The organism is Paraburkholderia sp. (genome assembly GCF_036488795.1).
Taxonomy (GTDB): domain Bacteria; phylum Pseudomonadota; class Gammaproteobacteria; order Burkholderiales; family Burkholderiaceae; genus Paraburkholderia.
In genome coordinates this window covers 1-7752 of record NZ_DASXHA010000051.1, presented here as the reverse complement: position 1 = coordinate 7752, position 7752 = coordinate 1, and the positions used below count along the sequence as shown (strand labels likewise).

General features: G+C 61.4%; 8 protein-coding genes. 6 read left to right on the top strand and 2 right to left on the bottom strand.

Annotated elements, in window-relative coordinates:
- Together rpmB and radC are read right to left on the bottom strand one after the other, a co-directional pair.
- The coding region (gene rpmB, locus VGH41_RS06425) for a 50S ribosomal protein L28 (RefSeq protein WP_331596518.1) at positions 1–170 on the bottom strand (170 nt) is incomplete at its 3' end.
- A gap of 264 nt (positions 171–434) precedes the next feature.
- Entirely contained in the window at positions 435–1229 is a 795-nt protein-coding gene (gene radC, locus VGH41_RS06420; protein ID WP_414696612.1) for a RadC family protein, read from the bottom strand.
- Positions 1230–1759: 530 nt separating this feature from the next.
- Here radC and VGH41_RS06415 point away from each other — a divergent pair.
- From VGH41_RS06415 to VGH41_RS06390, 6 genes are all read left to right on the top strand, one after another.
- Positions 1760–2215: a peptidylprolyl isomerase gene (locus VGH41_RS06415; protein ID WP_331596516.1), complete on the top strand. Its 456-nt coding sequence runs from the start codon at positions 1760–1762 to the stop codon at positions 2213–2215.
- A 2-nt stretch (positions 2216–2217) separates the two neighbouring features.
- Positions 2218–3177 (top strand): 4-hydroxy-3-methylbut-2-enyl diphosphate reductase, encoded by a 960-nt coding sequence (ispH, locus tag VGH41_RS06410; RefSeq protein ID WP_331596515.1) that lies wholly within the window; start codon positions 2218–2220, stop codon positions 3175–3177.
- A gap of 548 nt (positions 3178–3725) precedes the next feature.
- Positions 3726–4925 (top strand): branched-chain amino acid ABC transporter substrate-binding protein, encoded by a 1200-nt coding sequence (locus tag VGH41_RS06405; protein WP_331596514.1) that lies wholly within the window; start codon positions 3726–3728, stop codon positions 4923–4925.
- A 228-nt stretch (positions 4926–5153) separates the two neighbouring features.
- On the top strand, positions 5154–6104 hold the full coding sequence (locus tag VGH41_RS06400) for a branched-chain amino acid ABC transporter permease (RefSeq protein WP_331596513.1): 951 nt from the start codon (positions 5154–5156) through the stop codon (positions 6102–6104).
- Positions 6105–6127: 23 nt separating this feature from the next.
- A complete protein-coding gene (locus VGH41_RS06395) occupies positions 6128–7297 on the top strand; it encodes an ABC transporter permease subunit (protein ID WP_331596512.1) in 1170 nt (389 codons plus the stop codon).
- Positions 7298–7317: 20 nt separating this feature from the next.
- On the top strand, positions 7318–7752 hold a 435-nt coding region (locus VGH41_RS06390; RefSeq protein ID WP_331596511.1), incomplete at its 3' end, for an ABC transporter ATP-binding protein.

Below are 7752 nucleotides of genomic sequence, written 5' to 3'. Positions count from 1 at the left end.
CGCAGGCCGGCGTTCGAAACGCGCAGACGCACCCAACGGTTTTCGCTTTCCACCCAAATACGGCGGTTTTGCAGGTTCGGCAGGAACCGGCGCTTGGTTTTGTTGTTCGCGTGGGAAACGTTGTTGCCGCTCATCGGCGCTTTCCCAGTTACTTGGCATACGCGTGCCATATGAGAGCACTCCTAATACGCTAATTCTGAGTTCGGACGCCGCGAAAGTTATCCGGAAGGGCCGCGATGATTACTCAGTCGCTTATCTCCCGAAAGGCCTTTGATGGCTTCGGAACAGGGTTGGAAACAGGCAAACCGGAATTCTAGCAGAAAAAAAGCCGATAAATCAAACCTTATTTACGACGGGAAACCCCGGGCAAGCCGGCCGGGACCTGTCGGGCCAAGGCACGTGCCCATGGTGTTTCTGATGGCCCAAGGCCCTGTTCATGACCAGCCGGCGCGCGCAAATGAGAACGTTTCATGCGCGCCGATGACCAGATGATCGACCAGATGCACGTCGATCAGTGCGAGTGTATCGCGCAGCACCTGCGTCAGCCGGCGGTCGCTGGCGCTTGGTTTGACGGCGCCGGAAGGGTGATTATGCGCCACGATCATACTGGCGGCATTCACAGTCAGGGCCCGGCGGACGATTTCACGGGGATAGACCGCCATCCGCGTGAGCGAGCCGCGCGAACTCTCTTCGGTGCTGATCAACCGGTGACGGGCGTCGAGAAAAAGGCACACGAACACTTCATACGGCCGCGAGCCGATCAGCAATCTCAGATAGTCTTCCACTGCCTCGGGCGAGTCGATCAAGGGCTTTTCACGCATTTTCTCGACGAGCGAGCGCCGCGCCAGTTCGAGGATCGCGAGCAACTGGGCCGTTTTGGCCGGGCCGATACCGGGCAAACCGGCGAAATCCGCCGGCCTCGCGTCCAGCATGGCGCGCAGCGAGCCAAACCGCTTCAGGAGAGACTGGGCGATACCAAATACGTTATGTCCCGGCAGTCCCGAGCCGAGGACGAGAGCGACGAGTTCGACATCCGCAAGGGTGCCGGGTCCGAAATCGAGCAGCCGTTCCCGGGGCATATCGGGCTTGCCGCGGGCGCGTTTCGGTGCGGCCGGCGTAGGCGCGGCCGGGGTAGGCACGGCCGGCGTAGGCGCGCCCGGCAAAGGCGCGGCCCGTCGAGGGGCAACCGGCGTAGGCGCCGCCTGTTCAAGGGCTGCGAGCTTCGGCAGGTCCAGTGCCGGCACGCCGGGCTCGCGCCTGGCCGCACGGGCCGCCGCACCGTTAAGTCCGGCGCGGCGAGCGGCGGCGGCTCGGGCATTCACCGTTTCCGGCGAGTCCGGCTCAGGCGGCTCTGATTCCGCAGCGACGAGCCCACGCGGCTTTCCCGCGACGCCGGCGGCTGTCATGGCGGCCGGCTGCACGCTGCGCGGCTTTAGCGCAAGCGGTTGGCGCACGCGCGCCGCCGTCCCGCTCGAAGCAGACGTGGTGCTCGTCACTGCCCCGGCGGTCTGCGCGCCCGGCGCATCATCCACGAGCACTGCCGTGGTTCCAGCGCGGTCGTCATAATCCATTAGATCGTCCTCCGGTATTGTGTGAGGAAGTCCTCACACGCGGCGAAAGTGCATGCGTCGCACCCAAGCCGCTGCTTGATATGTGGCTTACAATAGAGGTTTTGCGCACGGCACCACGACGGTTTGCCACCCGCACCGGCTGCGCCACGGCGCACGCGTGCAGCGCGTCCAGACTGAATGAGTACTGCATGAGCATCATCGACATCTCTGAAGTGAAGCCCGGTTCGCACGTCACGCTCCATTACCGGCTCTCGCTTGCCGATGGCGCTGAAGTCATCAACACCTTTACCGAAAAGCCCGCCACGCTACTGTTGGGCGCGGGGCAACTGGCGCCGCCGCTGGAAGATATTTTGCTGGGATTGAAGGTCGGCCACCACTCGACCTTTCAGCTAGCGCCCGGGCAGGCATTCGGCCCGCGCAATCCCGAGCTCATCCAGCGGGTGTCGTTGGCCACGTTGCGTGAAAACAGCATGATCGGTGAGAATTTTTCGCCGGGCGATCTCGTCGAATTCAATGCACCGGGTGGCGGACGCTACGCGGGTGTGCTGAAGGAAGTCGGCGAAACGTCCGCCCTGTTCGATTTCAATCACCCGCTTGCCGGCCAGGCGCTGGCGTTCGAAGTGAAAATCATCGGGATTCTGTAAACATGAGCACCACGGACACGACTCTGGCTGAAGCCGAGATTCTGCTAGCGCAACCGCGCGGTTTTTGTGCGGGTGTCGATCGGGCCATCGAAATCGTCGAGCGCGCCATCACGCTGCATGGTTCGCCCATCTACGTGCGTCACGAAATCGTTCACAACGCCTACGTTGTCGAGGATCTGCGCAAGAAGGGCGCCATTTTCATCGAACAGCTCGAAGAAGTGCCGCCCGGCAACACGGTAATCTTCAGCGCGCACGGGGTGTCGAAGAGCGTGCGCGAAGAAGCCGAGTCGCGCGGCCTGCGCGTGTACGACGCAACCTGTCCGCTCGTCACCAAGGTGCACATCGAAGTCGCGAAGATGCGCCACGAAGGCTTCGACATCGTGATGATCGGCCATAAGGGCCATCCGGAAGTCGAAGGCACGATGGGCCAGGCAGGCGAGGGCATGTACCTCGTCGAAGACATTGCCGACGTGCAGGCGCTCCAGCTCGCAGACCCGGAGCGCATCGCATTCGTCACGCAAACCACGCTGTCCGTGGACGACGCGGCCGAAATCATCGCCGCGTTGAAATCCAAGTATCCGGCCATCCGCGAGCCGAAGAAGCAGGACATCTGCTACGCCACGCAAAATCGCCAGGACGCGGTCAAGTTCATGGCCCCGCAGTGCGACGTCGTCATTGTGGTGGGCAGCCCGAATAGCTCGAACTCGAACCGCCTGCGTGAAGTGGCCGAAAAGCGCGGCATCCCCTCTTATATGGTGGACTCGCCCGACCAGATCGATCCGGCATGGATCGTCGGCAAGCGCCGCATCGGCGTGACCGCCGGGGCGTCGGCGCCGGAAGTGCTGGCTCAGGCCGTGATCGCACGCTTGCGCGAGCTCGGCGTGCGCAATGTGCGCGCACTCGAAGGCATCGAGGAAAACATCGCATTTCCTCTGCCGCGCGGCTTGGGCCTGCCGGCCTGATATCCCGCCTCGTTCTACCCCTCTGTAAGAAAGCGCGCCTCGGGCGCGCTTTTTTTATCCCTTCGGTATCCGTTCCGATGCACAATATTTAGTGCCACATCATCCAGAATGACCTGGTTGCACGCCATGCGACGGAAAAAAGTTTGGATAAATCGAGTTTATTTCACTGTTTCTCTACTGATCGATCCCCGTTTAATTCAGGCGATATTCCAGAGTCTTTATTTTTGATGCACTAAAATTGTGCATGCGAATGGCGAGTTAAGAATAGGTAATACCTTTCCCGCGAGGCTATGAAATCAGGCGCCCAACGGCACCGCTGCAACACTTGATGCTGCTGGGCGCGACGTTGGTGCAACTGATGCACGGAAAATAGTCGCAACCCGGTTGCTCCTTTTGTGCGGCAACGCTCTGAAAATGAGGTTGCAATGCAGGAAAACCCTGTCGTTTCAACAATATTGCCCATCGCATAATTGGAGTTACAATGCGCGCGTTCTCAAGGCCTCCGGGTCTCGAACAATGGATTTAGCAAGGCGCTGGAGACCTACTTAATGCGAGTCAAGTTTGCTTACGCCGTGTCCGTCGCGGCCGCGGTTGCGATGTTGACCGCGTGCAGCAAGAAGAACGATGGAGAGGTGGGCATGGCCGCATCGGCTGTTCCGGCAGCCGTGGTACCGGCGAGCAGCGCCACGATTGTCAGGATCGGCCATGCGGCCCCATTGACGGGGAACATTGCTCATCTAGGGAAGGACAACGAAAACGGGGCGCGCTTGGCGGTCGAGGAAATCAACACTCAGGGGCTGACCATCGACGGCCAGAAGATCCAGCTTGAGCTCGATGCGCAAGACGACGCGGGCGATCCGAAAACGGGCACGCAGGTCGCGCAGAAGCTGGTCGACGACCACGTCGTCGGCGTGGTGGGCCATTTGAACTCCGGCGTGTCGATCCCTGCGTCGAAGATCTACAGCGACGCCAATATCGTGCAGATCTCACCGTCTTCGACCAACCCGGCCTATACGCAGCAGGGTTTCAAGACGACGTACCGGGTAGTGGCAACCGACGCGCAACAAGGTCCCGCGCTCGCGGGCTACGCAACCAGGGCGCTTGGCGCAAAACGCATCGCCGTGGTGGACGATGCGACAGCCTACGGCAAGGGGCTCGCGGACGAGTTCGCGAAGACCGCCGAGGCGAGCGGCGCCAAGATCGTTGCACGGGAAGCGACGAATGACCAGGCCACGGACTTCCGGGCCATTCTCACCAGAATCAAGAGTGTTCAGCCGGACGTGATCATGTTCGGCGGCATGGACGCGACGGGCGGCCCGTTTACGAAGCAGGCGGCGGCGCTCGGTATCAGGGCAAAAATCCTTGGCGGCGACGGCGTGTGCACCGACAAGGTAGGGGAGCTGGCGGGATCCGCCGTGCAAAACCTGGTCTGTTCGGAGGCAGGACTTGCGCTTTCGAAGATGGACAAGGGAGCGGACTTCGAAAAGAAGTACGAAGAACGTTTCCACACGCCGGTGCAGATTTACGCGCCGTTCACGTATGACGCTGTGTACGTGATCGTCGATGCAATGAAGCGCGCCAATTCAATCGACGCGCCCAAGGTGCTGGCTGCGATGCCGTCAACCGATTACAACGGGGTAATCGGCCACATCGCATTCGACGACAAGGGTGATTTGAAAGAAGGCGCCATTACGCTTTACGACTTCAAGGACGGCAAGAAAGCGGTTCTCGACGTCGTGAAGATGTAGTGACGGGACGTACAGCCTGACGGCACCTGGCCCACCCATTGGTGTCGTTTTTGCTCCGTTGCCGGCAAGGCGGCGACTGTCTCGCAGTCGCACGACGAGCCAGCCGCGGATAACCCTTACCGGTCTTTTACATCAGTACCCGCAGTGCCGTTGCGATTTGCAGGAAGCATCACCGCCCACCGGTTGATGAACAACGCGAATCCAGTCGCACGGGCTAAGGAGCATTAAATGGATATCTTCATCCAGCAGATCCTCAACGGACTGGTGCTTGGCAGCGTTTACGCCATCATCGCACTGGGCTATACGATGGTTTACGGCATTCTGGGCATCATCAACTTCGCTCACGGCGATGTGTTGATGGTGGGCGCGATGGTCGCGCTCTCCGCCATAGGCGTGTTGCAGAACCACTTCCCCGGGCTCGGCAATGTGCCGACGCTCATTATCGCGTTGATCATCGCAGCGGTGGTTTGCTCGCTGGTCGGCTACACGATCGAGCGGGTGGCCTACCGGCCGCTGCGCAGGGCACCGCGTCTCGCGCCGCTGATCACCGCGATCGGCGTGTCGATCCTGCTCCAGACTCTCGCCATGATGATCTGGTCGCGTAACCCGCTGCCGTTCCCGCAGTTGCTGCCGACCGATCCGATCAACGTGATCAAGTCCGGGCCCAACAATCCGGGTGCCGTGATCTCGATGACTGAAATCGTGATCATCGTAGTGGCCTTCCTCGTGATGGGCGGCTTGCTGCTGCTCGTGCACAAGACGAAGCTCGGCCGGGCCATGCGCGCGATTGCCGAAAATCCGAACGTGGCGAGCCTGATGGGCGTGAATCCGAACTTCGTGATCTCGGCCACCTTCATGATCGGCTCGGCGCTCGCCGCGCTGGCCGGCGTGATGATCGCCTCGGAGTACGGCAACGCGCACTTCTACATGGGCTTCATCCCCGGCCTGAAGGCCTTTACCGCGGCAGTGCTCGGCGGTATCGGCAACCTCGGCGGGGCGATGGTGGGCGGCGTGCTGCTCGGCCTGATCGAACAGCTGGGGGCGGGCTACATCGGCAACCTCACGGGTGGGGTCTTCGGCAGCAACTATCAGGACGTGTTTGCGTTTATCGTTCTGATCATCGTGCTGGTGTTCCGTCCGTCGGGTCTGCTCGGCGAACGTGTCGCAGATCGCGCCTGACCAGGGCCATAAGGAGTAACAACATGACCTCAATTCAACCGATCGAGCCGTCCACGACGCTCATCCCCGAGAAGAACACCACGAAGACGCTGACGGTCGGCATCATCACCGCAGTGCTGGTGATTGCCGCGCCGATGATCATCGGCGCCGTGGGCGGCAACTACTGGGTGCGCGTGCTCGACTTCGCCATGCTGTACGTGATGCTGGCGCTAGGCCTGAACGTGGTGGTCGGCTTCGCCGGCCTGCTGGACCTGGGCTACATCGCGTTCTACGCAATCGGCGCGTACACCACGGCGCTGCTGTCTTCGCCGCACCTGTCCACCCAGTTCGCGTGGATCGGTCATCTGTTCCCGGGCGGCCTGCATACGCCGTTCTGGATCATCGTGCCGATCGCCATGGCGCTGGCCGCGATGTTCGGCGTGCTGCTCGGTGCACCAACGCTGCGTCTGCGTGGCGACTACCTCGCCATCGTGACGTTGGGCTTCGGGGAAATCGTGCGGATCTTCATGAACAACCTCGACCGTCCGGTGAACATCACCAACGGACCGCAGGGGATCACCGGTATCGATCCGGTGCAGGTGGGCGGCTTCAGCCTCGCGCAGACGCATTCGTTCCTCGGCTTCCAGTTCACGACCGTGTACATGTATTACTACCTGTTCGTGCTGTGCGCGCTGCTGGTGATCTGGGTGTGTACGCGCCTGCAGCACTCGCGTATCGGCCGTGCGTGGGCCGCCATCCGCGAAGACGAAATCGCTGCCAAGGCCATGGGTATCAATACCCGTAATGTGAAGCTGCTCGCGTTTGCCATGGGTGCCTCGTTCGGCGGCCTGTCGGGCGCCATGTTCGGCGGCTTCCAGGGCTTCGTCTCACCGGAATCGTTCACCTTCTGGGAGTCGGTCGTGGTGCTGGCCTGCGTGGTGCTGGGCGGTATGGGCCACATCCCGGGCGTGATTCTCGGTGCGGTGCTGCTCGCCGTGTTCCCGGAATTCCTGCGTTCGACGATGGGCCCGCTGCAGAACATGCTGTTCGGCCATGAAATCGTCGACACCGAAGTGATCCGTCAGTTGCTGTACGGTCTCGCCATGGTCCTCATCATGCTGTACCGCTCGGAAGGCCTGTGGCCGTCGCCGAAGCACGAGGACAAGATCGCCAAGCTGGCGAAGCGCAACGGCAAGAAGCCGGTGCGTGCCTGAGGCCCGACAGGAGAAATCTAATGAGCGATAAACAAATCCGCCTGTCCGTGAAGGGCGTGAACAAGCGTTTCGGCGGCCTGCAGGCGCTGTCCGATGTGGGTCTCGAGATCAAGTCGGGTGAGATCTACGGCCTGATCGGTCCGAATGGCGCAGGCAAGACCACCTTCTTCAACGTGATCACGGGGCTGTACACACCGGACTCCGGCGACTTCAAGCTGGACGGCGAAAACTACACGCCGACCGCGGTGTACCAGGTCGCAAAGGCCGGCATTGCCCGCACGTTCCAGAACATCCGTCTGTTCGGCGGCATGACCGCACTGGAAAACGTCATGGTGGGCCGTCACGTGCGCACCAAGCACGGACTGCTGGGCGCCGTGTTCCAGACGCCGGCTGAGCGCAAGGAAGAGCGCGAGATCAAGGAACGCGCGCTCGAGTTGCTGGAGTACGTCGGCGTG

Excerpts from the sequence above, each read along its gene's own strand:
- VGH41_RS06405 (WP_331596514.1), top strand. The coding sequence starts at position 3,726 with ATGCGAGTCAAGTTTGCTTACGCCGTGTCCGTCGCGGCCGCGGTTGCG.
- VGH41_RS06395 (WP_331596512.1), top strand. The coding sequence starts at position 6,128 with ATGACCTCAATTCAACCGATCGAGCCGTCCACGACGCTCATCCCCGAG.
- VGH41_RS06400 (WP_331596513.1), top strand. The coding sequence starts at position 5,154 with ATGGATATCTTCATCCAGCAGATCCTCAACGGACTGGTGCTTGGCAGC.
- VGH41_RS06415 (WP_331596516.1), top strand. The coding sequence starts at position 1,760 with ATGAGCATCATCGACATCTCTGAAGTGAAGCCCGGTTCGCACGTCACG.
- ispH (WP_331596515.1), top strand. The coding sequence starts at position 2,218 with ATGAGCACCACGGACACGACTCTGGCTGAAGCCGAGATTCTGCTAGCG.